Source organism: Psychrobacter sp. P11F6 (genome assembly GCF_001435295.1).
In the GTDB taxonomy this organism is placed as follows: Bacteria; Pseudomonadota; Gammaproteobacteria; order Pseudomonadales; family Moraxellaceae; genus Psychrobacter.
On record NZ_CM003594.1, the window covers coordinates 1,442,992 to 1,469,140 of the forward strand.

Annotated in this window: 20 protein-coding genes; 10 read left to right on the forward strand and 10 right to left on the reverse strand. The window is 43.5% G+C overall.

Going from position 1 to position 26,149, the window contains the following annotated elements; translation table 11 throughout:
• Position 1 precedes the first annotated feature (1 nt).
• Positions 2–742 (reverse strand): protein TolQ, encoded by a 741-nt coding sequence (gene tolQ, locus AK822_RS05975; protein WP_060490926.1) that lies wholly within the window; start codon positions 740–742, stop codon positions 2–4.
• Positions 743–1,187: 445 nt separating this feature from the next.
• Here tolQ and AK822_RS05980 point away from each other — a divergent pair, with 445 nt between their 5' ends.
• From AK822_RS05980 to AK822_RS05990, 3 genes are all read left to right on the forward strand, one after another.
• The gene (locus AK822_RS05980; RefSeq protein ID WP_055124161.1) at positions 1,188–2,483 is read left to right on the forward strand and encodes an NCS2 family permease; all 1,296 of its coding nucleotides are present in this window, start codon (positions 1,188–1,190) and stop codon (positions 2,481–2,483) included.
• 724 nt (positions 2,484–3,207) lie between these two features.
• Positions 3,208–6,462, forward strand: coding sequence for a bifunctional proline dehydrogenase/L-glutamate gamma-semialdehyde dehydrogenase PutA (gene putA / locus AK822_RS05985; RefSeq protein ID WP_060490927.1), 3,255 nt, complete (start codon positions 3,208–3,210; stop codon positions 6,460–6,462).
• A gap of 11 nt (positions 6,463–6,473) precedes the next feature.
• Complete coding sequence (locus tag AK822_RS05990) at positions 6,474–7,166, forward strand: 1-pyrroline-5-carboxylate dehydrogenase (protein WP_045446201.1); 693 nt, start codon at positions 6,474–6,476, stop codon at positions 7,164–7,166.
• Between the two features lie 175 nt (positions 7,167–7,341).
• Here AK822_RS05990 and AK822_RS05995 read toward each other — a convergent pair whose 3' ends face one another.
• A complete protein-coding gene (locus AK822_RS05995; protein WP_060490928.1) occupies positions 7,342–8,514 on the reverse strand; it encodes a cupin domain-containing protein in 1,173 nt (390 codons plus the stop codon).
• 156 nt (positions 8,515–8,670) lie between these two features.
• Here AK822_RS05995 and AK822_RS06000 point away from each other — a divergent pair, with 156 nt between their 5' ends.
• Positions 8,671–8,874, forward strand: a complete 204-nt coding sequence (locus tag AK822_RS06000; RefSeq protein ID WP_060490929.1) for an NF038104 family lipoprotein — start codon at positions 8,671–8,673, stop codon at positions 8,872–8,874.
• A 124-nt stretch (positions 8,875–8,998) separates the two neighbouring features.
• Here AK822_RS06000 and purB read toward each other — a convergent pair whose 3' ends face one another.
• From purB to mnmA, 3 genes are all read right to left on the reverse strand, one after another.
• A complete protein-coding gene (gene purB, locus AK822_RS06005) occupies positions 8,999–10,390 on the reverse strand; it encodes an adenylosuccinate lyase (protein WP_060490930.1) in 1,392 nt (463 codons plus the stop codon).
• Between the two features lie 149 nt (positions 10,391–10,539).
• Positions 10,540–12,393, reverse strand: coding sequence for a hypothetical protein (locus tag AK822_RS06010; protein WP_060490931.1), 1,854 nt, complete (start codon positions 12,391–12,393; stop codon positions 10,540–10,542).
• A 53-nt stretch (positions 12,394–12,446) separates the two neighbouring features.
• Positions 12,447–13,673, reverse strand: a complete 1,227-nt coding sequence (gene mnmA / locus AK822_RS06015) for a tRNA 2-thiouridine(34) synthase MnmA (RefSeq protein WP_060490932.1) — start codon at positions 13,671–13,673, stop codon at positions 12,447–12,449.
• A gap of 260 nt (positions 13,674–13,933) precedes the next feature.
• Here mnmA and ispF point away from each other — a divergent pair, with 260 nt between their 5' ends.
• The 6 genes from ispF to AK822_RS06045 all read left to right on the forward strand — a co-directional run bounded on the left by ispF (position 13,934) and on the right by AK822_RS06045 (position 20,163).
• Positions 13,934–14,437 carry a 2-C-methyl-D-erythritol 2,4-cyclodiphosphate synthase gene (ispF, locus tag AK822_RS06020; RefSeq protein WP_045446213.1) on the forward strand — a complete coding sequence of 168 codons (504 nt, stop codon included), beginning with the start codon at positions 13,934–13,936 and terminating at the stop codon, positions 14,435–14,437.
• Between the two features lie 199 nt (positions 14,438–14,636).
• Complete coding sequence (grxD, locus tag AK822_RS06025) at positions 14,637–14,987, forward strand: Grx4 family monothiol glutaredoxin (RefSeq protein ID WP_045446215.1); 351 nt, start codon at positions 14,637–14,639, stop codon at positions 14,985–14,987.
• A gap of 217 nt (positions 14,988–15,204) precedes the next feature.
• Positions 15,205–15,735, forward strand: coding sequence for a hypothetical protein (locus AK822_RS06030; protein ID WP_060490933.1), 531 nt, complete (start codon positions 15,205–15,207; stop codon positions 15,733–15,735).
• A gap of 264 nt (positions 15,736–15,999) precedes the next feature.
• Entirely contained in the window at positions 16,000–17,895 is a 1,896-nt protein-coding gene (gene mnmG, locus AK822_RS06035) for a tRNA uridine-5-carboxymethylaminomethyl(34) synthesis enzyme MnmG (protein ID WP_060490934.1), read from the forward strand.
• Between the two features lie 216 nt (positions 17,896–18,111).
• The gene (locus AK822_RS06040; RefSeq protein WP_060490935.1) at positions 18,112–19,071 is read left to right on the forward strand and encodes an AEC family transporter; all 960 of its coding nucleotides are present in this window, start codon (positions 18,112–18,114) and stop codon (positions 19,069–19,071) included.
• Positions 19,072–19,131: 60 nt separating this feature from the next.
• Complete coding sequence (locus AK822_RS06045) at positions 19,132–20,163, forward strand: ornithine cyclodeaminase family protein (RefSeq protein WP_087945573.1); 1,032 nt, start codon at positions 19,132–19,134, stop codon at positions 20,161–20,163.
• A gap of 148 nt (positions 20,164–20,311) precedes the next feature.
• Here AK822_RS06045 and AK822_RS14845 read toward each other — a convergent pair whose 3' ends face one another.
• From AK822_RS14845 to katG, 5 genes are all read right to left on the reverse strand, one after another.
• Positions 20,312–20,482: a hypothetical protein gene (locus tag AK822_RS14845; RefSeq protein ID WP_157292364.1), complete on the reverse strand. Its 171-nt coding sequence runs from the start codon at positions 20,480–20,482 to the stop codon at positions 20,312–20,314.
• Between the two features lie 48 nt (positions 20,483–20,530).
• On the reverse strand, positions 20,531–21,532 hold the full coding sequence (locus tag AK822_RS06050; RefSeq protein ID WP_055124150.1) for an LLM class flavin-dependent oxidoreductase: 1,002 nt from the start codon (positions 21,530–21,532) through the stop codon (positions 20,531–20,533).
• 346 nt (positions 21,533–21,878) lie between these two features.
• A complete protein-coding gene (locus tag AK822_RS06055) occupies positions 21,879–22,808 on the reverse strand; it encodes a LysR substrate-binding domain-containing protein (protein WP_045446223.1) in 930 nt (309 codons plus the stop codon).
• Positions 22,809–22,990: 182 nt separating this feature from the next.
• On the reverse strand, positions 22,991–23,575 hold the full coding sequence (locus AK822_RS06060; RefSeq protein WP_060490936.1) for an HAD family hydrolase: 585 nt from the start codon (positions 23,573–23,575) through the stop codon (positions 22,991–22,993).
• A gap of 140 nt (positions 23,576–23,715) precedes the next feature.
• Positions 23,716–25,893 (reverse strand): catalase/peroxidase HPI, encoded by a 2,178-nt coding sequence (katG, locus tag AK822_RS06065; RefSeq protein ID WP_060492189.1) that lies wholly within the window; start codon positions 25,891–25,893, stop codon positions 23,716–23,718.
• Between the last annotated feature and the right edge of the window lie 256 nt (positions 25,894–26,149).

Here is a 26,149-nt window from a genome sequence, read left to right on the forward strand (position 1 = left end):
TTCATAGTCCTTGTGCCTGATTGGCCGTAGATGTCGTTTCTCTCGTAGCAATACTGTCTCTACCAACAGTGCTTTCTGCACTGGTCTCGCGCTGGAGCATGCCTGTCATTTCATCACAAAATAAAGCACGTGAATCGTACAAGCGACTAGATTTGGCGGTAAAGTGGTTATACGCCAGTACGGCAGGAATCGCTGCAAACAAGCCCATAGCGGTTGCGATTAGTGCTTCGGCAATACCAGGTGCGACAGAGGCTAGGGTCGCTTGCTCCGTTTGTGACAACCCTAAAAAGGCGTTCATGATTCCCCAAACTGTACCGAACAATCCAACATAAGGCGCGACTGAGCCAATGCTCGCTAGCGTAGTAAGTCCTGATTCTAATAGTTGCTGCTGACGCCCTAAACCGACTCGTAGCTTGCGCTCAACACCATCGATGATGTCATCTTTGGGTTGGCGCTTTTTATGCATTCTTAAGTATTCAGAAAATCCCACATAAAATATTTGTTCAAGTCCTTGGCGTTCAGGTGAGCCTTGTACGCCTTGGTAAAGCTTGGCTAAGTCTTCACCTGACCAAAACCAAGTTTCAAACTGTTGATCGAAATTTTTGGCCGTACCAAGCCTCGCGCTCATACGAAAGATAATTACCCAGCTGAGTAAAGACGCCAACAACAATAATGCCATCACAATCTGCACCAAGAGACTGGCTTGGGTAATAAGGTCGATAATATTTAATGATTCAGGCATGTATGGGACTCATGGGTAATTAATAATAGCTGGCATGGCGCGACACGCAGACCAGATAGGATCTTTAATAATGAAAATATAACAGGACAGTCATGATGCATATTGCTATCAGCCGCCTAGTGTACTGCTAAATGTCGAAAAGGTCATTTGTTAAAGTGTTAAATACCAAATAATTAACAGCTGTTTGTACAATTCATAGTATAAGGTTAATTTATATGCGGATGTCTGAAATATTGTCTGGCTGTTATGTCTCAATTGACTGAAAAGGTGGGTTTGTACCCATAAGGCACTGGTAATGATTGAATTTGTACCGCAACTTCTCTAAAATGTTGCACCTTGTTACCGCTGTCTTTTGATAATGACGTCGCCATCTATTGGCTGACGTCATATTTATTTTAGGCATCAATAAATTTGTTCTTTCACTAGCAAGCTGGGCGCGACACTTATGAATGCAATTGAACGCTATTTTGGGATTAATGGTGAAAACACCACAGTCAAAACGGAAATCCTTGCCGGTATAACCACCTTTTTGACCATGGCTTATATCATCTTTGTCAACCCCAACGTATTGGCGGAAGCTGGTATGGATAAAGGGGCGGTATTTGTTGCTACATGTTTAGCAGCGGCAATAGGCTGCTTTATTATGGGTATCTATGCCAGACTGCCGGTGGCACTCGCACCAGGTATGGGTTTGAACGCCTTTTTTACTTACGGCGTTGTATTGGGTATGGGCTACGCTTGGCAAACTGCGCTAGGTGCTGTTTTCTTATCGGGTTGCTTGTTTATCATTTTGAGTTTATTTAAGATTCGCGAATGGGTTATCAATGCCATTCCAAACAGCCTTAAGCAAGGTATTGTGGCAGGTATTGGTGCTTTCTTAGCATTTATTGCGCTACAGAGCTCAGGTATCATTGTCGGTCGTGATGCGACATTGGTAATGCTAGGTGACATGACCTCATTTGCACCTATGATGGCTGCTTTGGGTTTCTTTATTATTATTGGTTTGGTCTATAAGAAAGTCCCAGGTGCCGTGACGATTGGTATCTTGGTTATCACCGTGATTAGCTTGTTGACAGGCCATACACAGTTTGCTGGCATCATGTCTGCGCCGCCATCTATAACACCAACATTGATGGAGCTTGATATTGCCGGTGCGTTTGACGTTGGTATGATCAGCGTTATTTTTGCCTTCTTATTCGTCGATTTATTTGATACGACAGGTAGTTTGGTTGGTATTGCCAATAAAGCAGGTTTGATTGATAAAGACGGCAATATTCCTAATATGGACAAAGCGCTACTAGCGGATTCTACTGCTACGGTCGCTGGTGCAATGTTGGGTACGTCATCGACCACCAGTTATATTGAGAGTGCTTCTGGAGTAGCATCAGGTGGTCGTACAGGTCTGATGGCAGTGACGGTTGGCGTATTGTTTGTACTGAGTATTTTCTTTGCACCATTGGCTGGTATGATTCCTGCTTACGCCACAGCTGGCGCGATTTTCTATGTGTCGGTACTGATGTTATTTACCCTGAAAGAAATCAACTGGGAAGATTTGACAGAAGCGGCTCCTGTCGCGGTTGTTCTGTTATTGACCCCGCTGACGTACTCTATCGCTGATGGTATTGCGCTTGGTTTTATCACCTTTACTGCGGTAAAACTGATGACCGGTAAATTCTCTGAAATTACGATCCCAGTTTGGGTATTGACCGTTATTTTGCTGACCAAGTTGGTGGTTTTATAAGTTTTACTAGAATGCGCTGAGCGTTCGATATTACTTTACTGCTTTTGAGTTTTGTTACGTTAAATTCCTCTTTATTCGGAAACGATAAAGGGGTTTTTTTTGATTTAAAATGGCTCAAATTTTCCTAAATTTATTCAAGTGTTTGATTTAATAAAACAATTAATCGCCAATAGTAAATAGAAAAGTATAACCAGTGCGTCATAAGGGATAAAGTGCTGTTAACTGATTGTTTTTTAGAAATATATTAATTTGTGAAAATAAGCAATATCGTTAGTTTGAAAATTTTTTTCATGATATTATAGCCGAGTTAAGCGCATCACCTCAATCAACGCCGTAGAGGTTTTTCTTACAGTGAATTAGCAGCACCCCAGATGGCAGATTTTTTTGCTAAAGCGATTTTTTCGTTTTAATGTAGCGATATCTGATCATCACACTCCTTTCACTACAAACAAGAAGAAGGCACTAATGCCGCTTAGCTGTTCGTTGTTGCCTTTGTATTGTTAACGTAGCCCGTTTAACAGTCGAACGACCTACTTAACCGCTTCCAGCCTACGCTGGATTTTCTCGTTTTGTGATGGCGCCGTTTGGACTTTTGATTATTGTTATAAGTATCTATCGATAGCCATCATCTAAATGAATGATGGTGATGGCTAGTTATACCAGACGATCAGACTTCCTAAAGCACTATTTATGATGGTTTTTAAACGATAGTTATGGAGTTGTTATGAACCCAGTAGACCAGTTTACCCCGCAAGAGCCGATTTTGTTTAATCCTGTCGATTTGCTATCGCCAGATTATATTGACCAGTCGGCAGAAACTCTGCACGCCCGTATTTCGCCGTTGTATAGCGTTGATGAAGAGCGTTGGTTGTCCAAATTATTGCCACTTGCTAAACCCAGCACAGAAGAACGTGACGCCGCTGCTGAGCAAACGCGCCAGCTGGTTGAACATGTACGTAATGATGGCAAAGCGGTCAAGATGGTCGACTCGTTACTGCTTGAGTATAGTCTTGATACCCAAGAAGGTATCTTGCTAATGAGCTTGGCAGAAGCCTTGATCCGAGTGCCAGACAACTATACTGCTGATGCCTTGATTCATGACAAAATGAGTGTGGCTGATTGGAAAAAGCACATCAAAAATGACAACGGTTTTATGGTTAATGCCTCGACATGGGGCATGATGATGACAGGTCGTGTCGTCAGTATTGATAGTAGCACCACAGCATCAGGCTTTTTGGATCGCATGACCAAAAAGATGGGCGAACCTGTTATTCGTAGTGCCATGCAAAAAGCCATGCGTATTATGGGTCATCAGTTTGTATTGGGCGAGACCATCGAGGACGCCAATAAAAACAGCCAGCCTTATCGTAATAAAGGCTATACCTATTCGTTTGATATGCTCGGTGAAGCGGCTATTGCGCATAAAGATGCTGAAAAATACTTCAATGACTACCTGCATGCGATCAGAGCCACTGCCAGTATCAAAGTCAAAGAAGGCATGCCTAAGCCATCAGTGTCTATCAAGCTATCAGCACTGCATCCTCGCTATGAAGCCACGCAAGAAGCCCAAGTCATGGGTTTATTACGTCAACGCTGTTTGCTGCTCATTGAAGCGGCACGTGAAGTCAATGTGGATCTTAGTATCGATGCCGAAGAAGCCGACCGCCTTGAAATTTCTTTAAAACTGTTTGAGTCTTTGTACCGTGACAATTTGACGGCTGACTGGGATGGTCTTGGCTTGGTCGTGCAAGGTTACTCTAAGCGCGCCATCGCTATTTTAGTGTGGTTGGCACGGCTATCGACTGAGGTGGGAGATCGTATTCCAGTACGTCTGGTAAAGGGCGCCTACTGGGATACTGAGATCAAGCTTGCCCAGCAAAAAGGTCTGTCAGGCTATCCTGTCTGGACACGCAAAGAAGGCACGGATACGGCTTATCTTGCCTGTGCGCGTTTCTTGTTATCAGATCATCTGCGCGGCTTGATTTGGCCACAGTTTGCGACACACAATGCGCACACCCTAGCGTCAATTATGACCATGAGTAAGCATAGAGAGTTTGAGTTTCAGCGTTTGCACGGTATGGGTGATGCGCTTTATGATCATATCTTACAAGCGTATAAAATTCCGGTACGTATTTATGCCCCAGTTGGCGCGCATAAAGACTTGCTGCCGTACTTGGTACGTCGCTTGCTCGAAAACGGTGCCAACAGCTCGTTTGTCCATCAGCTGCTAGACAAGTCTTATCCGATTGAGAAGCTAACAGTACATCCTTATGACAAGCTACTGGCCAATGCGACATTGCACAATCCAGAGATTCCGTTGCCGTTAGAGATTTATGGTGCGCGTCGTGCCAGTTTTGGCCCTAATATATTCGTAGAGTCACAATGGCTGCCCTTTAAATCTGCTATTGATAGCCATTTGCATAAAACTTGGTCAGCGACGTCCATCGTCAATGGCAAAGCAGTTGATGAATATGAAGTAGAGGGCGTAACGCATAAGCTTGAGACTCAAACCGTACGTGCACCTTGGAACCACGAAGTAAGTGCTGGTGAAGTCACTTATGCCAATGCTGAAATAGCTGGTCAAGCAATCGATGCGGCAGTGGCAGGGCAAAGTGTCTGGCAAGCAGTATCAGCTGCTAAGCGTGCTGAAATATTGCGTAAGATAGCGGATCTCTATGAAGAAAACTACGCTGAGCTAATGGCGCTATGCCAAATCGAAGCGGGCAAAACCCTTCAAGACGGTATTGATGAAATTAAAGAAGCGGTTGATTTCTGCCGTTTTTATGCCGATGAAGCAGAGCGTTTAGACGACGTCGTGCATGAATTTACTGATTTGGCTGGCAAGCAATCTCGTCAAGTTTATAAAGCACGTGGCACCTTTGTCTGTATTAGCCCATGGAACTTCCCATTGGCTATCTATACGGGTCAAATCGTAGCGGCGCTAGCAGCAGGTAATACTGTGGTGGCGAAACCTGCCGAACAAACCAGCTTGATTGCCCATTTTGGTGCTCAGCTAATGTACCAAGCAGGCGTACCAACACAAGCCTTACAGTTAGTGATCGGTGCTGGCGATGTTGGTGGTGCATTGACAGCGGCTGACAATATAGCAGGTGTGATATTTACGGGTTCAACCCAAACGGCTCAACGTATTAACCAAAGCCTAAATGATCATGCCCAAGCCAGTGGTGAGCTACCTGTCTTTATCGCCGAAACTGGTGGTCAGAATGCTATGATTGTCGATTCAACGGCATTGCCAGAACAAGTGGTTAGAGACGCTGTTTTATCTGCATTTGGTTCAGCAGGTCAGCGTTGCTCAGCTTGTCGTATATTGTGCGTGCAAGAAGAAATGGCTGATAATTTAATTGAGCTATTACAAGGTAATATGGCTGAGCTGTCGGTCGGCAATCCTTTATATGCTGCTACAGATGTGGGTCCAGTGATTGATGCGGATGCCAAACGTAGTCTTGAAGCGCATATCGAGCGTATGGACGCTGAGCCAACGGCGACTATCTTGGCACAGACGCCAATGAGTTCAAGCTCAGTTGTCAGTCAAGAACAGTCTACCTTTGTATTGCCAACAGCGATCGAAGTGAAAAGTATCGACGTGATCGGTGGTGAGCATTTTGGCCCAATTTTGCACGTACTGCGTTATCAAGCACGTGATCTGAATAAGTTGATTGATGCCATCAACGCGACAGGCTTTGGCTTGACCTTGGGTATTCATAGCCGTATCGAAAATACCGTTGAGCACATCGAGCGCCGTGCGTTTGTAGGCAATACTTATATCAACCGCAACCAAATCGGTGCCGTCGTAAACGTACAACCATTCGGTGGTTGTGGTCTGTCTGGTACGGGTCCTAAAGCTGGTGGCCCGCATTATGTCGCACGTTTGATGCAGCTTAGCTCAGAGTCAAATAGCAGTAACCAAACAACTGCTAATACCACTACCCAAACCACCACTCAAACAGAACTCGCATAAGGAGTAGCAACATGGCGACTGAATTCAAAAAAAATCATGCCCAGGTTTGTGAATCTTGGCGATTACTTGGCGCAGTGAATCGCGCAACATATCTACAAGCGGCTATTCCAAAGTTGGCGCTGCTGACTGGTGACGCCAATAAAGCAAAGCGTTTGTTCAATCATCTATTGAGCGCCGCGCCTAGCTTGGATGAGGTGCATCGCATGACTGGTGCAACTGGTGAGTCCAACGATCTATATGTCACTGGTCGTGGTAAGACCATGGTTATTGGTGGTGAATCTGCTAGAGCCATGGCAGTATTAGGACAGCTGGTAGCCGCACTATTGACAGGTAATGAAGTCATCCTGCATTGCCCAAGCCAAGATGAGATGTGCAATGAAGCTGCCAAGATACTATATGATACAGGTATCAGCGAAGATGTATTGAGTGTGGCGAATGACTCGCAAACCGTCACGCTTTTATATATCGATCGTCTGGCACAGGTTGCAGTCTCTGGCAATCGAAGCGAAGTGCAGACTATCAGTCAAGAGCTTGCCAATACAGACGGTATCTTAACGCAAGTCATTAGTGTCACCGATATGGAAGGCTTGTCAGAGATGCTAACGCCTGATTATTTGCATCGTTTTGTCACTGAGCGCGTCAAAACAATCAATACCACAGCGATCGGTGGTAATGCTAGCTTGCTTGAACTTGGTACAGAATAACCGTATTGATTACAAACCCGCTTCGCTCTTATATCCATTTTGATAAGTGCTAAGCAGTGTTTGGTATAGCTATAAATACCGAATACGATTTATAAGAAAAAACCGCTATCTGAGTAATTGTCAGATAGCGGTTTTTTTTATTTGCGTTATTTGATTAATGTCTGATTAATAGATGTTATTCAGCAATATCAATCCATACCCAACCGTTCTCTAGCCATTCGCTCAAATCATCTGCATCAACATCGGTAACATCTTGACTATTTAGGTGTTCGCCATTAGCCAAACGCACCAATACCGCTACTGCGGTCTCGTCAAGCCCGTCAATGCGCTGACCATTGGCATATAGCACAATGCCATCATTAGTCTGGCTATAGAGCAAACGATTGCTATAATCCGCTTGCAAGGTGGCACCTTCTGCTAGAGCTTGCATAAGCTCATCCGTATCCAATGTATCCTCTGGCATCAGCGCATCATACTGGCGTTTGCTGACGACTTCTGAAACTGCTTGACGAATGATATCATCACCACGCTCAGACTGTAGCATTTGTAATAGCTGATCTTTGATCGCATTGATGCTGCTCGCTTGCAATTCACCTGACGCTTGCAGCGCTTGTGGTAACAGCATTGGGATAAATAAATCGCTATCGTTGGTGGCGATATCAGCCAAGCTGTCGATGATTTGCATCAAGTTAGGACGACGGCAGCCAAATGAAAAGGTTAAGCAATCGTCTTGTGCCACACCAAAATGCGACAGCTTCGGCGGTACGTAAAGCACGTCACCGGCTTCTAATATTTCATCAAAAATAATCTCACCCATGTCATCAAAGAGGCGAATCGGCTCATCGGCGACGAACTCAGTATCTTTATCACAGAATTTGCCCAGTTGCCAACGTCTAGTGCCGTAGCCTTGTGCTAAAAACACATCATAATCATCATAGTGTTTGCCGACTGAACCACCTTTTGGCGCATAAGAAACCATGATGTCATCACGTTGCCATTGTGGAATAAAGTCAAAGGCTTGCCACAATTGACCAAGCTCAGGTGACCACTGTTCCATATTCTGCACCAGTACGGTCCATTGCTCAGGTAAGTTATCGAAATCAGTTTCAGTCAATGGGCTTTTTTTAAGTTGCCACTGCGCCTGACCTTCTTTTTTACTTGCTGCTTGAGTTAGTAAGCGCGCTGCGGCATCTTCTTCTAGGGCTAGACCGAGCATGTCGTCAGGTTCAAACATGCCAATTAGCTGTGGTAAGCCTTGTTTAATTAAGAGTGGCTTTTTTTGCCAGTATTCGCTTAAAAATTGCTCAGGCGTGATAGAGTCGGGTAAACAAAGCGGTATAGAAGTCATGGGTAGATCCGTGTGTTTAAGTAGAAAGGATATCAAGGTAGACAGAATATAAAACTAGAACAGTGCTTTATAGCTGACGTGTATTGGTTTATGATTAGCGTCTAGCTGATGGTCAAAATATAGCCATCAGTGCCTCTCATTATCCGTAGGAAATTTATGAAAAAATTACAGTTTATCGTCATCATCGCCAGTATGTTTATGCTGCAAGCTTGTGTGCATAAAATCGTCACTGTACCTGTAAAAGTCGCCTACAAAACCACTAAAGGCGTCGTCAAAGGTACTGTTGCTGTTACCAAAGCGATCATACCGGGTGATAGCAGTGATAAAAAAGATGAAGAGGATAAAGAGGATAAAGAATAAAACCTCACCCATTAACTATGTATTTAAAAAAATCATAGTGTTTCGAGTAAGGTTTTTTTAAAAGATATAAATGAATGCTCGTTTATATCTTTTTTACATTTTATAAAGATAAGCTTGTTACCAGTTAAATCTTAGCAATCCACTCTTTAATCGTGCGCGCTTGCTCCGCCGCATTACCGATATAAGTGGCTGGTGTCATCTCACGTAGGCGCGCTTTATCCGCATCGCTCACCGCAGATAGCTCATCACTTTCAACGAATGTCAGCATGGCTTCGCGAGTCATGGCATTACCACGAGTCAGCGCTTTAAGCTTCTCGTATGGGTTCTCAACACGATAGCGACGCATAACCGTTTGAATCGGCTCTGCCAATACTTCTTGTGCATTATCTAAGTCATCATTCAAACGCTGGGCATTCAATTCAAGTTTGCTCACGCCTTTTAAACAAGCATCATAAGCAATCATACTTTGCGCCAGACCAACACCGATATTACGAAGTACGGTAGAGTCTGATAAATCACGCTGCATACGCGAAATTGGCAGTTTTTCACCCAAATGCGCCAGCATGGCATTAGCAACGCCCAAGTTGCCTTCTGAGTTTTCAAAATCAATCGGGTTCACTTTATGCGGCATGGTAGAAGAACCAACTTCACCATCTTTTAGGCGCTGTTTAAAATAGCCTAAGCTAATGTATTGCCAAATATCACGGTTAAAATCGATTAGGATGGTATTAAAACGTTTAACTGCATCAAATAGCTCGGCGATATAATCATGCGGCTCAATTTGCGTGGTATAAGGGTTAAAAGTCAGCTCAAGGCTTTCATCGATGAAACGTTCTGCATGTGCTTGCCAATCAACGTCAGGGTATGAGGCGTAATGAGCGTTATAGTTACCAACCGCGCCATTGATTTTACCTAATAGCTCTACTTGACCGACTTGTTTGATTTGACGGGCTAGGCGATAAGCGACGTTTGCCATCTCTTTACCTAGCGTCGTTGGGCTAGCGGTTTGACCATGGGTGCGTGATAACATGGGTTGATCAGCATGAGCAATCGCCAAATCAACGATGCTATCAGTCAATTGCTGCATTTTCGCAACCACAATCTCGCGGCTGTCTTTTAGCATTAATGCATATGATAAGTTGTTAATATCTTCACTAGTACACGCAAAATGAATAAATTCTAATGAATCTTCAAGTGCTGCCTGACCACGGAACTTGTCTTTGATAAAGTACTCGACTGCTTTTACATCATGATTGGTCGTCGCTTCGATGTCTTTGATGGCTTGGGCATCTGCTTCACTAAAGTCATCAACGATACTGTTTAAAAAGGCATTGGTATCGGTATCAAATGCTGCCAATTCACCAACAGCGCTGTTATCTGCCAATGACTGTAACCAGCGAATCTCGACAGTGACGCGGGCTTTAATGAGACCAAATTCTGATAAATAAGGACGCAAGCTGTCAGCTTTGGAGGCGTAACGACCATCGATTGGGGAGAGTGCGGTAAGTAAGTTCATAATAATGCCTTTAAATTAAAAAAGTAAAAGTGATGAAAACTGTGAAATCCCACAAATGAACACATCATATAAGACTGTGGTCAAAAAAATACGGGTAGTGTAGCAAATGTAGCCGTTGATAAAATCAAAATATGCATATAACGCGATTATTAAGGGGTATCGGGTGTATTAGAGTGTGTCGAGCCATACTTAGTATTAAAGTAAAAACTACGTTTTGTCCTTGGATCTAAAATTGAGGTTACCGTTTTGACAGTACCGTTATTGCCGATAGCGACACTGTCTGCGGCATATTCGCTTGCTTGGTGGATTGGATTCGCAAGTTTTGACGTCACTATCGCGCCATTTACATTTTTTTCTTGCAAGACATCTTGTAGAACAAAGTTATTGATACTAAGGTTGGCTCGATTGGTCGCAGTAATTTTGTAGGCAATACATTGTCCTGGAGTTACTTCAGATAAGGCGGCTTTACTATAGGCAAGCTTGTTTTCTAGATTTGGTAACAATGAGGCGATTTTGCAATCGTTAAGTGCTTGTTCTTTTTCAAGGACTAAAGCTGCATTTTTATCAATCACTCTGCCAAAGTTATTATTTTCATAGTTATACTTGTTGGTAGTCAAGGAAATAACCGTTTTTTCATTAGTAGTACGAATGGGGTAAGTGCTAGCACTATTTTCTTCAATCAGGCAGACAGTACTTTTGCCAGATAGAGAAGCGATAGGTATTTTAATCTCATATCTACCGACAATATTAGTAGGAATATTGATAGTTTCAAGAGGAGTATTAGTAGTACAGTCAACCAGTTTGACTGTGCTACCTGCAATACCACTTTCAGCAGAGTCAAAAGTACCATTGAAGAAGTTGATATTGTTATATATACCGCTGTCTATCGTAGCGTTATCTTTTTTGACATTGATGTCGCTATCGTTTATACCGCCATTATCATTGAATACAGTGCCTGAAAAGACGTAATTCAACGGTTCACTTTCTACCCCAAAGCTGATCCATTCATTAAAAGTTTCACCGACTACGTTACGCGCAATGCCGATATTACCATTCATAATACCTTCATAGGTCAAAGTCACAGCGTTCGCGTTTCTTATCGCGACAACGTAATTGCTTTGACTGTTTTCAATGCCATAACTGACATAAGTACCACCATTGGAAATAGCGGTATTAGGTGAGAGTGCAGAATACGTGCTGCCATTATTGATACTTTTAATAATATTTTCAAAAGTTGGCGTCGGTGGTAAAACCCCGTTATTTGAGCTAAGGGCGACTCGATTGTTAGTTAGAGTAGGACTATATGGATTTTGGCTACCAGTCACACCCGCTAGATTAGTAATATTATAATAATATAAACCACTACCATTCACATTTGAGCTATCGGTACGCAGCTGCGGGTTAAACACAGCATTTTGTGAATTCAATTGAGTCGCATTAAGTCTGGTACCCATAAAATAATCACCCATTGCATTATAGTAATAGGGGACATCTGGGTTGTTTTTGATAGTGGCTTGCGCAGGTAGACTAATTTGACTATTTTGGGTAAAACTTAACGTTTGACGTGCAATTTCTGAGTTACCACCCATTGAATAGCTGGCTTGACCAATCTTTATGGTATGTATAGAGGCGTTATCATTAGGCGTAATAGTAAAAGTGTACTTAAATTTATCTCTATCAATACTAGTATTAGAATCATTCCTGATCTCAATACCATTGGTGCGTGTACCACTAGATGGTGTTATCTCAGCATTACTGTTATAACCAATATTTTCATTGCGAACCAAAGTAAAGCGACCTGTAGCACCAGAACCTGCTGCGATATAGGTGCCAGAAGCACTACCAGTCGAAGCATTAGAGCTGGTAACCGTAATACTCCCCATCTCTGTTGGTGCTGACTGTGCACTAAATGACGCAGCAATAAGCGTAAGCGTAAGACCTCGCTTCAGCCATATCGAACAAGAAAATGAGATATTCAGCAAGGCGAAAAGGCGAGCGGTCATTCAGTATCCTAAAAAAAGACAAATCATTGTATTAATTAATGTTAAATGAGATGTCAAATCCCGCAAGGCGCGTCAATAGAGGCAATGACACCGCCGCCCAAACAAACCTCATCGATATAAAATACTGCTGATTGACCTGGCGTCACTGCCCGTTGCGGCGTATCAAATATCACTCGTACTTCTAAACCTTTATCATCAACAGCAAACACTCGGCACGCTTGGTCTGGCTGACGGTAGCGCGATTTTGCCATACAACGTAAGCCGTCTTCGCTAAATATATCTGCAGGCGGTAAACCATCGACCCAATCGAGCTTATAAGCTTGCAGCTCATTACTCAGCATCATGGGATGCTCATGACCTTGTCCAACGATCAAACGGTTGTTATCCAAGTCTTTTGCCAATACAAACCAAGGCTCTTCTGGGCGATCTTTTACACCGCCGATACCGATACCGCCACGCTGTCCTAAGGTGTAGTACATCAGGCCGTCATGTTGGCCGATCACGTGACCATCGTCAGTGACGATATCGCCTTTTTGAGCGGGCAAGTACTGTTGTAAAAAGTCTTTAAAGCGGCGTTCACCAATAAAGCAAATACCCGTTGAATCTTTTTTATTGGCGGTAATAAGATCATGTTCTTCAGCGATTTGACGAACCACTGGTTTTTCAAGCTCACCCACTGGGAACAATGTCTTAGCGATTTTATCGCCGCCAACCGCATGTAAAAAGTAACTTTGGTCTTTATTGTTATCAAGCCCGCGTAATAGCTGCGCAACCTCAGTGCCATTAGCATTCGTATAGTTCATACTACGGCGCGTGTAGTGACCGGTGGCGATATAATCTGCGCCCAACGTCAAAGCATAGTCTAAAAATGCTTTGAACTTGATTTCTTTGTTGCACAAAATATCTGGATTGGGCGTACGACCCGCTTTGTATTCGGCCAAAAAATGCTCAAAAACCCGATCCCAATATTCCATGGCAAAATTGGCTGTGTGTAGCTTCATACCGATTTTGTCACATACCGCTTGTGCGTCCGCTAGGTCGTCCATTGCCGTACAGTATTCGGTGCCGTCATCTTCTTCCCAGTTCTTCATAAACAGACCTTCGACTTTAAAGCCTGCTTGTTGAAGTAAAACGGCTGATACAGAAGAATCAACGCCACCTGACATACCGACAATCACGTGTTTGGCACTAGGATTTTCAATATCGGCAAGTGTTAATGGACGATGAGTTGTAAAAGACTCAGAAACGGCTATGCTTGAGGTATTTTGTATGGGTGACATAAAGCGGCTCAACTATTTGTACGTTCTCCAAAATAGATATTGACGCCAAATATCATGCCATTGCTACAATAGGTAGTCTTAGCAGAACGACGTCAGCTTATCTTTTGGATCTGGTATTATGATAAAATAAACGTCATATTATACCAGTTAATTGAAACTGGTGGCGACCGATGGTGTCTAGGCATTGGTAAAATCGCTTTAGAAATTTAGATAGTGGTTTTGAATTATTTTAATCACGTTTCACTCATCTTGGAATAATAATGATAAAAATTGGTCAAGGTATCGATGTTCATGCGTTTCATAATAATGGTCAGCAGCAGCAATATGTGGTGCTAGCAGGTGTGCCTATTGAACACACGCACAGCTTGCTTGCACACTCTGATGGAGATGTGGTGCTGCATGCGCTTGCTGATGCACTGCTTGGTGCATTGGCGCTTGGCGATATCGGTCAGCATTTCCCTGATACAGATGCTGCCCATGCAGGGTTGGACTCGCGGGTGCTGCTACGTTATGTCTACAGTAAAGTGCAAGAGGCTGGTTATAGTCTAGGCAACGCTGATATCACTGTGATGTGTGAGCGTCCAAAGCTGGCACCGCACAGCCAAGCCATGCGTGATAATATTGCCAGTGATTTGCAGACGGCGGTCAATAATATCAGCGTTAAAGCCACCACCACTGAAAAGTTAGGCTTTACCGGTCGGCAAGAGGGCATTATGGCCAATGCCGTGGTATTATTAGTCCCTAATGTTGTCGAATCTAGATAGCTTGGATCGGGTGTCATCGCTGCTTGAGAACTCCGAGTCATATTGACTTGGTCAGTTGAGCGCAGATTCTATATATAGTCTATAGATTTGTACTTGTAATACCGTGGCGCTTGCCCCATGTATCAGCCATCTCTTTTCTCAATCATTTTGTAATATCAATCACTGTTTTCAATGAACCGCTTTATCAATAGGAGCTTTTATGAGTGAGCAAACCCCAAATACTGCTGCAAACGACGTTGAACAATTGATCCGTGATCAAATCCGTGACAATAAAGTTATTATTTATATGAAAGGCACGCCGCAATTTCCGCAGTGCGGTTTTTCTGCTAAATCGATTGAAGTGCTTACTCAAATCGGTCGTCCATTTGCGTTTGTAAATATTTTAGAAAACCCAGAAATCCGTGCGACGTTACCTAAAGTCGCCAATTGGCCGACTTTTCCACAGTTGTGGATTGACGGCGAATTGATGGGCGGATCAGACATTATTTTGCAAATGTATCAATCAGGCGAGCTTAAGCCATTGGTTGAAGCAAACAGCCCTGCTGCTTAATACTTGAGAGTATGCTTTGGATGTCTTTGATATTCAAATAAACTTGATAAGATAAAGCACAGTAAACCCAAATGGTCAGTTAATGGCTATTTGGGTTTTTTATTGTCTTTACGCTTTAGTGTCTTTAGGCTTCGTTGTTTTTATCGAATTTACCCCCATATAGTGTGCAAGATATCAGCGATATAAATAATAATTATCATACGAGTGAGAGAGCTTTATGAATAGTCAAGCAACGGAACAGCCGGACGTGCAAAAAGAAGCTGCTGAGCAAGCGGTAATCGAAAAACGCCGTGAGCATTTAAAAAATGAATCCACGCGCATCATTGAAATTGCTGGCAATGAGCCATATTCAGCCCTGAAATGTATTCATCAGCTTAGCGTGGCAGGCGGCGCAACAGAAGCCACTTATATTGCGATTGAGCAGCGTATCGTTGCGGATCAAGATTCTGCGGGCGCTTATCATTTGGCATTATTGGCACAGAATACGCCAGATTTACCCATTGATGCGCGTCAACTTATCGAGATGGTCGTTAATAAAGGCGATAACCAGCAGCGTTTGGCATTGCTAAAAAACTTGCTGCTACCGCCAGTGGACATGATTAAAGAGCAAATTTTGGCCAGTAATGATGGCGATGCCATTGGCTTGATGAATGCTTATTTGCAGATCAATCCAGAAGGTTATGGCAGTCAGCATATGCTGAGCAGTGGTCAATCAGATCAAATCGTACCGCTGAGCCCTGGTAACTAGGCGCTAGTTATTAAGTTACTAGTTACTAAGTTTAAAAATGATGCTTAACACTTAATGTAAATAGTTTCTACTGCGGCGTTTTTTAAGCATCAAAAAATTGTTATAATGATGGGTTAACAATCCAATATCTAGCGGCTTTTCCAAGTCGTTAACTTTTTAAATCCGATTGACGTTTATTTGCTGATGACCATGCTATTTAGCCATAAAATTCTGGTAATGATAGTTTTTGGCTAAAAGCGGCGTTATGAGTCAAGTGAGGCGTATATGCAATACCCAAAAAATTACGACGTGGTAGTGATCGGTGGTGGTCATGCTGGCACAGAAGCTGCTTTGGCAGCCGCACGTATGGGCGCGCAGACCTTGCTGTTGACACATAATATTGAGACGCTTGGGCAAATGAGCTGTAATCCAGCAATTGGTGGTATCGGTAAATCACATCTGGTGCGTGAGATTGATGCACTTGGTGGTGCGATGGCGCTAGCGACGGACAAATCAGGTATTCAGTTTCGCGTACTAAATAGCCGTAAAGGTGCGGCAGTTCGAGCTACGCGTGCGCAAGCGGATCGTATTTTATATAAAGCCGCCATTCGTCATACGCTTGAGAATCAGCCAAATCTTGATATATTTCAACAAGCGGCTGATGATATCTTAGTTGAAAATGGTCGTGCGACGGCAGTGGTTACTGCAACGGGTATTATCTTTAATACGCAAACGGTGGTACTGACCTCAGGTACGTTTTTAGGCGGAGTTATTCATATTGGTCTCGAAAGCTCAAAAGGTGGTCGCGCAGGCGATCAACCTTCTATCAAGTTGGCAGATCGTTTGCGTGAGCTTAAGCTGCCAGTCGGTCGCCTAAAGACAGGTACGCCCGCGCGGATTGATGCGCGTAGCGTTGACTTTAGTGTGATGACCGTACAGCCGGGCGACACGCCGCTACCAGTGATGAGTTATATGGGTGACGTGTCGATGCACCCTGAGCAGGTCAATTGCTACATCACGCATACTAATGCGCGCACGCATGACATCATCCGTGAAAACTTAGACCGTTCTCCAATGTTCTCAGGCAAAATCGAAGGTGTGGGTCCACGTTATTGTCCGTCAATTGAAGACAAGATTCATCGTTTTGCGGATAAAGACAGCCATCAGATATTTATTGAGCCAGAAGGTTTGACGACACATGAGCTATATCCAAATGGTATCTCAACGAGTCTGCCGTTTGATGTGCAGTTAGAGTTTATTCATAGTATGAAAGGCTTAGAAAACGCGCATATCACCCGTCCGGGCTACGCCATTGAGTATGATTATTTTGATCCGCAAAATCTAAAGCCAACGCTTGAGACCAAATCTATCGATCGTCTTTACTTCGCTGGACAGATTAATGGTACAACTGGCTACGAAGAGGCTGGCGTACAGGGTTTGCTAGCAGGTACTAATGCGGCATTGGTTACGACTAATAATAGTGAGTTTGAAACGTGGACACCGCGCCGTGATGAAGCCTATCTTGGCGTGCTCGTTGATGATTTGATTACCCATGGTACGACTGAGCCATATCGTATGTTTACGAGCCGCGCAGAATATCGTCTACTATTACGTGAAGACAATGCCGATCAACGCTTGACTGAAACAGGTCGTAAGCTTGGTCTAGTAGATGATGTGCGCTGGCAGGCTTATCAAGAAAAAATGGAAGCGATCACAACGGAGACCTCACGTCTCAAAGATATGTGGGCAACCCCTGCTAACGCGCTAGGCAAAAAAGTCACAGAGCAAACGGGCGAGGTGCTGTCAAAAGAATCGACTGCTTTTGATTTGCTCAAGCGTCCGCAGATTCATTTTGCTGATATCGCTGTCATCACTGATTCGCAAGTCGATGCCCAAGTAGGCGAGCAGATAGAGATTTCTGTCAAATACGCAGGCTATATTGACCGTCAGCAAGAAGATATTGATCAGATGAAGCGCCTAGAAAATACAGCGTTGCCACTGGACTTTGATTATAGCGTAGTATCAGGCTTATCAAATGAGATTGTACAGAAATTGACGCAAATACGTCCTGCGACGCTCGCCCAAGCGGGGCGTGTGAGCGGTGTGACGCCTGCGGCCATTCAATTGCTAGCCATGACAGTGAAGAAACAGAAAAAAGCGAAGGCCGCGCTAGATTCATAATAGTAGTATAAGTACTATAACAAAAGCCCATAATGATATATCGTTATGGGCTTTTATTTGTTAAAAACACAGCCGCTGTTAAAAGAAAATAGAGCAGGCGCTTGTCTTACTTGCTATTTTGTCTCTATACTAGGCTAGAAAACTTAATGATTACTTGTTAATTTATCTTGCTGATGTCCATATCATGATGGGCTTGTCAACGAACTGAGCCTATTTATGATTGATGCTATTGTCTTTGCTATTACCATTGTCTTGCCCAACCTTGCCTTAATGTGGTTGGGTTTTTTTATGCAGAGACGCGGTGAGGCGAGCCAGACTTTTATTGATCAAGCATCGAGCTTTGTCTTTAATTACTGTTTACCCTGTTTGCTTTTTTTTAGCGTCGTTGATAGTGATGTCGATTACAGCAAACAAATCACGCTGATAGTGGCTGGTATTCTGGTGACATTCATCTTGTTTATAGGTGCAGAGATTTACGCCAAATATTTTGTGAGCAAACCGGCTGATCAAGGGGTGTTTGTACAAGGGATATTTCGGAGTAATATGGCTATTATTGGACTGGCAACGGTTGCTAATGCCTACGGAGAACGTGGCTTAAGCATCGGCGCTGTCTATATGGGTGTGGTGACAATACTGTTTAATATCTTAGCGGTTATCACTCTCAGCCGTGTGTCCAAAAGTGTGGATGATACTTGGCTCAGTCGCAGTACCATGATTATCAAAAAACTATTTACCAACCCACTGATTATCGCATTGGTAGCAGCATTTGCTTATAAGGCGTCACCGCTGCCGCCTATTACAGGTGTGATTCATACGACTGGCGATTTACTGGCCGCAGTGGCATTGCCCTTAGCATTGATTTGCGCCGGTGCCAGTATTGATTTGAAGTCGATGTTGCACCCTTCAGGGCTGTCCATGCAGGCGAGTATCGGACGTATTATTGTTGCGCCATTGATTGCCATCGCTATTGGATTGGGATTTGGTCTATCAGGTGTGCATATGGGTGTGTTGTTTTTGATGGTAGCCTCGCCAACAGCCGCCGCCAGCTATGTAATGGCAAAAGCCATGGGTGGCAATGATGTGTTAGCTGCTAATATTTTGGCTTTTACCACCGTGGTAGGTATGTTTGGAATGGCGATTGGTGCGGCAATATTACGCGGGTTAGGATTAATGTAGTAGCCGTTTGGCGTGATAAAACATGTTCTAATAATAAATCTATAAATAGGAGTACTCAAATTGCAATTACTAAGCAAAGCAATCGTGACCGAACATCTCAATATGCAATCTGCCATTGGGGCGATAGAAGCATTGTTACATCAACAGGCAGCGCACCCCAATTGGATCAAAGCGCCTGAACGTTTGGTCATTGAAACTTTTAGTGAAGATGACACTCATCGCTCAGGTTCGCATTTATCAATGCCTGCGACGATTTATGATGGTAAAAACGAGTATACAGCCGTAAAATTGGTCACCATTTGTCCTGATAATCCGAGCCGAAATTTACCAACCACAACGGCGATTATTACCGTGTCAAACAATGATACTGGTGAGATATTGGCAATTATGGATGGGGTTTATATTACCCAAGTGCGTACGGCGGCATTGTCAGGCATTGCGACCAAATATATGGCAAGCGCTGACTGTCAAAGTGTGGCGGTGGTCGGTTGTGGTGGCATGGCTTATGAGCAATTACATGCGGTAATGACAGTACGTCCTGAGATTAAAACAGTATATTTATGGAATAGAAGCAGGGAAGGCGGTGAGATTTTCAAAGTGAAATTTACTCGTGATTATCCACAATGGGACGTTACCATAACGGTTTGCGAAAATATCAATGATGCTATCCGTGATGCAGATGTTATCAATGTCGCAACCCGCGCAACAGAAGGTTTGTTTGATCTCAACCATATTAAATCTGATGCACACATCAACGCAGTCGGCGCCTATCAGCCTTCAATGAAAGAGATAAGCAATGATGTCATTGCAAACAGTCGCATGGTCGTTGTCGATGATTTGGTTGGCAGTCGTCATGAAGCGGGCGATTTAATCCAAGCTCACGATAGTGTCGATTGTGCATGGACATGGGACGACCTCAGTGGTGACTTACAAGCGCTAGTCACTGGGGCGCTACAAGAAAAAACCGCTAGGTCTAATAATGGTGTTACGTTATTCAAATCGGTTGGTGCAGCCAGTTTTGATGCAGCAGTCGCTCTATATGTCGCACAACAAGCCGCACAAAAAAATCTTGGCTCGTCAGTTGAATGGTAATGCCATCTAAGTGAAAGTACGTAAAGATTGCTGTGTTTTTATTATGTAGCAAGCCAAAAAAAGCCCTCTTTCTAAATAAGAAAAGAGGGTTTTTTATATTGCTTTAGACGTTAAATTAATACGTCCCAGCATATTTTTAGAGCGGTTATTAATTTGAATTGTCTTTATTACGTTGGTCTTCGCGCCGCTGCTTACGCTTTGGGCTGGTGCGATAGGTCAAATAACCACCGACAGCCATCACCGCAAGAAAGGCAACAATGTACATAAATATTGATGAGCCGATAAGCAGTGAGGCACCGATAATAGGAGTTGCGTCCATGTCAAACATCCAGCTAAGGTTTATCAATAATTATGCAAGTGTCTGATTTCATTGTAAAGTAAATAAATTTAACTCAGGTGTAAGTTCCAGTGAACGCATGCGCGCTGCCTGATCGTAAACGTTAGCCGTCACAATCAGCTCGTCTGGCTCATACTGGGCAAGGAATGCCGCCAGTCTCGGTTTGACAGTTTCCACAGAACCGATGAATGACACTGACAATGCGCTATCCACCATCATTTTTTCAGCAGGGCTCCAGATACTGTCCATATCGTGAGTAGGTTTCGGCATTTGACCTGTTTCACCACGGCGCAAGCGTACGAAACTTTGCTGCGCAGAGGTAAAATGATACTGTGCAGTAGCATCGTCATCGGCGAGTAATAAATTGGCTGCCAGCATGACATAAGGCTTATCTAAATAGGCTGATGGTTTGAACTGTTCACGATAAGCTGTAATCGCTTGCCCAAGCATTTGCGGTGCAAAGTGTGAGGCAAACACATAAGGAAGTCCCAAATGCGCCGCTAACGTAGCCCCAAAAAGAGAAGAGCCTAATATCCAGATAGGAACGTTTGACTTTGCCCCAGGAAATGCCTGTACTGGGCTATTATCTGTACCGTTCCCTAAAAAGTACATCAATTCTTGGACGTCTTGCGGAAAGCGATCAGCATCTTGCATCTGACGGCGTAGTGCCTGAAAGGTTGCGCCATCAGTACCCGGCGCACGACCCAACCCTAAATCTACGCGATCACCATATAATGCCTGCAAAGTGCCGAATTGCTCAGCGATGACGAGCGGTGCATGGTTCGGAAGCATCACACCACCCGCACCAATACGTATATGCTTGGTTTGGCTACCGATATGCGCTAGTAGTACTGACGTCGCTGCACTAGCGATGCCCGGCATATTATGGTGCTCTGCCATCCAATAACGGTTTAAGCCGACTTTTTCTGCTTGCTGTGCTGTCTCAACTGTTTGGGCAATGCCTTCAGCGATGGTTTTACCTTCAGGCACGGGGGCTAGATCTAAAAAGGATAAGGGAATAGCGTTACTCATAAATCACCTGTTTTTATGATGCCGCCTTTCAACGACATGGTTATATTGGTATTTGATTCTAGTTATAAAAGAGACTAGCGACAGCAATGATAAACCAGCACCTCAAGAATCTAGGGCTAATTCAATATTGCTGTAACTAGTCGCTCAATAGTTCATATAATGGGGCGGTTCTATTGAATATAAAGGTCAGAAGTTAAGACGATAACAAATCTTAATAATGGTGTAGAGTTATAATAATCACATGCGTGGCAGTCGATTTTGAGTAGAAATGAGAATAGAAAATGACATCATTATCTGTTGATAACGATGCCATTGACGTTTAGTGAAAATATGAATTAATGGTTCTTTACTGGCTAAATTGTTTTTGACATAGTTCCATAAATGCTCGACCATACTGACGAATTTCTGCATCATCACGTACCGCCATCCAACTGGTAAAGCGCCCAAAGTGATCTACAGGTATCGCCGTTAAATTTTGATAGTGACTCGGTTCAAACGCCATCTCTGCGATAATACCGATACCCAAGCCCAGACCTACGTAAGTACTGATTACATCAGCATCGAGTGCTGCTAGTACGATATCTGGTTCCAATCCTGCTTCTTCAAAAGTTTTGTCAATCGCACCGCGCCCCGTAAAGCCACCGTGATAGGTCACAATCGGATAGCTGGCGAGGGTCGGCAAATCCACAGACTCGTGATTGGCCAGTTCGTGATCGCTTGGCACAATGACGCGATGCGTCCAGTCATAATAGCGATAGCAGCGTAAATAATTGTTATGAAGTAAAGACTCGGTTGCAATGCCAATATCTGCCTGCCCGCGAATGACCATCTGCGCGATGGTCTCTGGATCCGCTTGTTGTAGTATTAGGTTGACTTTGGGGAAACGCTCTTTAAACTCTTTGACGACTTGCGGCAATACATATCGCGCTTGCGTGTGAGTGGTGGCAATCGTCAGCGTGCCAATATTCGGATTATTAAAATCGAGACTTAGGTTTTCAATCGTACGGATTTCGGCGAAGATAGATTCGATATGCGGCATTAGTGCTGTGCCCATGGTCGTAAGACCCGTTAGGCGTTTGCCTTGACGGACGAATACTTCCGTTTTGAGCTGATTTTCAAGTGCCGCAATATGTTTTGATAGGCTAGATTGGCTGGTGTGCAGTACGGTCGCCGCCTGACTTAAGTTATAGCCATTAATCACCGTATGCCATACTGTCTCCAACTGCTTGAGCTGAATCTGTAAATGCCGCTGATTGACCACTACGTCGATTGCCATAACTAAATCCTATTGTATAAATATACAAACCCTGTCTGTATACAAAAGTGAAAATGTACAAATATGCAGTAAGCAGGTAGTGTAAAACAAAGTGTTTATTCTTGTATATACTTAATAGTTATCTATTTATACGTATTTGGAATATGTGATTAAAAGTATACATTGAAATTGTTTTTGAGTACTCAGAAGTACTGATAGAATCTTTCATCTGCTAGACTCAGCAACTCTTCATCTTCTAATGTGTCTCCATAAGCATATATAGTGTCAAAATTACTTAGATTATATTTTTGTTCAACCAACTGCTTTTTCGTTATTCCGCTACAGTCATCATTGAGATAGTTACCCGTCAATATACCATCAACGACATCTACCTTAGTACATATCAAGTCTAGTCCATATTTTATACACCATGGATTGAGATATAAATCCAAAGATGCAGAGACGATAACGACGATGTCTCCTCTTTGTTGATGCCATTTTATTTTTTCGAAAGCATTAGCTCTTATATAATTAGGTATCATCAGCTCAGAAAATGCTTCACCTTTTATTCTAAGCTGTCCCTCATTTGTCCCTTTAAAAGCGAAGTTATAAACTTTTTTTCGAATCTCGCTACCGTGTAATCTACCTAGCTTATATTTAACGATAGTTGGTAATAAAATGATTTTACCTACATTAATTTTTCTTTTATTTGCTGCGAATAATATAAATTTGGTAAAGGTGTCTGTGTTCGTTATGGTACCGTCAAAGTCAAATAAGGCTATATTCATAATTTAATTCTCTAATAAATAGGGCGTATTCATTATAATATTTACTTTGAATTAGATGTGATACAAACATAAAAAAACAGCCATCTTTCGATGACTGTCTTAGCTTACAACTTCAATAATGATACGATTTGCGGCTGCCTCTAGCGAAAACGATCCGCATTCATCACTTTATTCCAAGCAGTTACAAAGTCATGAACGAATTTTTCTAGGTTATCGTCTTGTGCGTAAAGCTCAGCGTAAGCGCGTAGTATGGAGTTTGAGCCAAACACTAGGTCTACGCGGCTGGCTTGCCATTTTACATTGCCAGTAGCACGCTCACGCACTTCATAGAGGGCAGGGGCGCCATTATTGTCTGTCTTAACGGGATGCCAAGAATAGCTCATGTCTGTCAAGTTCACAAAGAAGTCATTGCTAAGTGTTCCAGCACGCTCAGTAAAGACCCCTTGTTGGCTCTGAGCGTAGTTGGTATCCAAGACACGCATACCACCGATTAAAACGACCATTTCAGGTGCAGTCAAGCCCATCAGCTGAGTACGATCTAATAGCATCTCTTCAGGTGATATGGCATAGCTGCCTTTGATCCAGTTACGGTAGCCATCATGTCGTGGCTCTAAATCAGAGAAGCTCTCTGTTTCAGTCATCTCATCGCTCGCATCGCCACGACCCGCATCGAATGGCACTTCAATTTGCACACCTGCATTAGCTGCTGCTTTTTCAATGGCGGTGTTACCAGCGAGTACCACTAAATCCGCGATGCTGACGTCTTTATCAAAGTTCGTCTGGATGGCAGTGAGCGCCTCAAGTACGCGAGCCAATTGCTCAGGCTCATTACCTAGCCAGTCTTTTTGCGGGGCTAAACGAATGCGTGCACCATTGGCGCCGCCGCGATAGTCTGAGGCGCGGAATGTACGAGCGCTATCCCAAGCGGTAATAATAAATTCGCGATGGTCGATACCACTGCCTAGTATCTGTGCTTTTAAGATCGCAATATCATCAGCGCTCAGATCAATATTGCCTTGTGGAATTGGATCCTGCCAAGTGAAGTCCTCGCTTGGCACATCCGCTCCTAAATAGCGAGATTTTGGCCCCAAATCACGATGGGTAAGCTTAAACCAAGCTTTTGCAAATACCTCATCGAAATATTCTGGATTTTGATGAAAGTTCTCTGAAATTTTACGGTAAGCAGGGTCTTTAATCATTGCCATATCAGCGTCGGTCATGATAGGGTTGCGGCGTACACTTGGATCATGTGCATCTAAAGGACGATCCTCTTCCTTGATATCGATAGGTTCCCATTGCCAAGCACCAGCAGGACTCTTAGTCAGTGCCCACTCATGATTTAGCAATAACTCAAAATATTCATAATCCCATTGGGTTGGATGCGTGGTCCATGCGCCCTCGATACCACTTGAGACGGTGTCGCCAGCATTGCCTGTGCCTTTAGGGTTGCGCCAACCTAGACCTTGCTCTTTGATGTCAGCAGCTTCTGGCTCATCTTCTAATAAGGTGGCGTCACCATTACCATGACATTTACCAACCGTGTGACCACCAGCCGTCAAGGCGACCGTTTCTTCATCATTCATTGACATACGAGCAAAAGTGGTACGAATATCTTGTGCCGTTTTAATAGGATCGGGGTTGCCATCGACGCCTTCAGGGTTGACATAAATCAAGCCCATCTGTACCGCTGCTAAAGGGTTTTCTAGTGATTCACGCTGATTATCATTTTCATAACGATTTTTGGTAGCCGCCAGCCATTCACGCTCAGAACCCCAATAGATATCCTTTTCTGGATGCCAAATATCGGCACGTCCACCAGCGAAACCTAACGTCTTAAAGCCCATAGATTCATAAGCCATATTACCCGCTAGTATCATCAAATCTGCCCAAGAAAGTTTGTTACCATATTTTTTCTTGATTGGCCATAATAGACGACGTGCTTTGTCCAAGTTGACATTGTCCGGCCAACTGTTTAATGGCGCAAAGCGTTGATTACCAGTGTTAGAACCACCGCGGCCGTCAGAGCGCCGATAAGTACCGGCAGAATGCCAAGCCATACGAATCATCAACCCACCATAATGACCCCAATCTGCTGGCCACCATGCCTGTGACTCAGTCATTAGATTTTTTAAATCTTGCTTGACGCCTTCTAAATCTAATTGCTTAAAGGCTTCTGCATAATCAAAGTCAGGATCCATTGGATTGGTTTTGTGATCCTGCTGATGCAAGATATCTAAATTTAAGCTATTAGGCCACCAGTCGGTTGCTGCCGAGGCGTTCGTAGTATGCGCTTGGTGCATGACAGGACAGCCACCCATGCTTGGACGTTGTGGCTCGTGCGAAGTATCTACATTTTCACTATGAATGGTTGGTCCATGTCCATCTCCTTTATCATAAGTGGTGTTACTTGCAGCATCTGATGTTGAGTTTGAGTTAGTCATCATGTGGCTCCTAGGCAGTAATCAGATAAATGGCAATCGAGTGTGTTATCTACTATTGTTCGCAAAAATTATTTGTCATCTCTAGCATATAGAATAATGATTGATTTAGGGAAGCAATTTATACAAACGCGTT